Origin of the sequence: Cohnella fermenti, assembly GCF_004801405.1 — a bacterium.
GTDB lineage: Bacteria > Bacillota > Bacilli > Paenibacillales > Paenibacillaceae > Cohnella > Cohnella fermenti.
Genome location: NZ_SSOB01000100.1, coordinates 1 through 1,742 on the forward strand (window position 1 = coordinate 1; position 1,742 = coordinate 1,742).

Below are 1,742 nucleotides of genomic sequence, written 5' to 3' on the forward strand. Positions count from 1 at the left end.
CCGTGGTGGAACGTCGTGTCGGTGCCGATGTCGGTGATCTTGCCGTCCACTTCCACCTCGTATTGCGCATCGGGCGCCACCGTGTCCCACGAGAGCGTAATCGTCCGGTTCGTCACAACGGCGGCCACGTTCGTCAGCGCCATTGTTGCATCGGTTGAGCTCGGCAGCGTGAAGATCGAGAGCTTCTTGCTCCACTCGCTCGTTCCGCTGATGTTGAGCGCCCTCACCCGGTACGTGTGACTGCTGTTCGGGCTCAGCCCTTCATGCACATACTGATTGGCGTCAACCTTGACGATGGTCCCGCTATCCACCTCGATCTCATAGCCCGCCGCATGCGGAACCTGGTTCCACGTCATCGTCGTGGCGCGTTCCTCGGCGGTTGCCATCAGGTTGGTCGGCGTATCCGGCTTCTCCGGATGTGTCGTCACATCCAGCGGTTCGCTCCAGGCGCTCTTGCCTCCGAGGTTAACTGCCCGCACCCGGTACGTATGGCCGCTCAGCTCGTCCAAGTCCGTATGCACATAGGACGTGCTGATCTGGTTCTCGATGATGAGGCCGTCGACCTCAATCTCGTAGGAGGCGGCGCCTTCCGACGTCTCCCACTTCAGCGACACTTCATGAATCGCGATCTCCCCACTCAGGTTCCCCGGCGTCTTCGGCGGGTACGGCAAGGTCTTCTGCTGAATCGATTCGCTCCACTCGCCGATGCCGCCCGCATTCTTCGCCCGGACGCGGTAGGTGTGGTCCGTCAGAGGTTGCAGTCCTTGATGCACGTAGCTGATCCGGTTCCCGTTGTCGATGACGTTCCCGTCAACCTCGATGTCATACGTCTCCGCTCGGGCGACCAGGTCCCACGATACCGTCATCTCCGTCTGCGACGGGGTCGCTTGGAGGTTAACCGGGATGGCAGGCGGGTCCGGCAACGTGCTGACACTTATCGTCTCGCTCCAGCTTCCCTTGCCGCCGCCGTTGTTCACCCGCACACGATACGTGTGCTTCGTGTTGGGCGAGAGAGAGCTGTGCAGGTAGGAAGTCGAGCTGCCGTTGCTAATAACCGATCCGTCCGCTTCGACCTCGTAGGTGACCGTTCCGGTTGCGGCCGGCCAAGTTAGCCGAATCCAGCGTTGGGATGCTTCGGCGTCGATCTTCTCCGGCGAGGCGGCTAACGTAACCCCGTTCGCAATAGCGCCGAAGGCCGATTCGTCGCCGTCCTCATTCCGGGTCTGTGCTTGGATCGCATAGGCCGTGTTCGCCGTCAGACCGGCAAGCGTGAATTTCTTATTCGCCGGAATCACCCAGTTCGGCGTTGCCGTTAGCGTCCCCGAAGCGCCGGCATACTGGCTCCCGACTTTGATCTGATAGGCGGTGCCGGTCGGATTGCTATCCGCGAACGTAAGCTCCAGGCTCGTCTCCGTCGCTTGACCGATCATAATGGACGGCGCCTGAGACTTGGTGCGCACGGGTTGCGTCTGCGTCGAGACATGACCGACCAGATCCATCGCCTCGAACTTGACGGTATAGCCCGTATTCGGGGTTAATCCCGCTTGCGTATGCGAGTTAGAAGATGTCCACGCACTTGCATTCGAACCGACCGTATAGCGATAAGGAAGCGAAGCGAGCCCCGCGGGGGAGTCCGAAGCGGCACCGGTCACGCTGATCGCAGTGTCGGATGAAGCCGCTTGGAACGACTCGATGAGAGGAGCGGACTTATCGACGACGAAGCTGACGGAGCGCTCGACCGT

The 1,742-nt window shown here is 60.9% G+C and carries 1 protein-coding gene; it reads right to left on the bottom strand.

The genetic code is table 11. The features are described from left to right. The coding region (locus tag E6C55_RS34055) for a fibronectin type III domain-containing protein (protein ID WP_168736012.1) at positions 1 to 1,742 on the bottom strand (1,742 nt) is incomplete at both ends.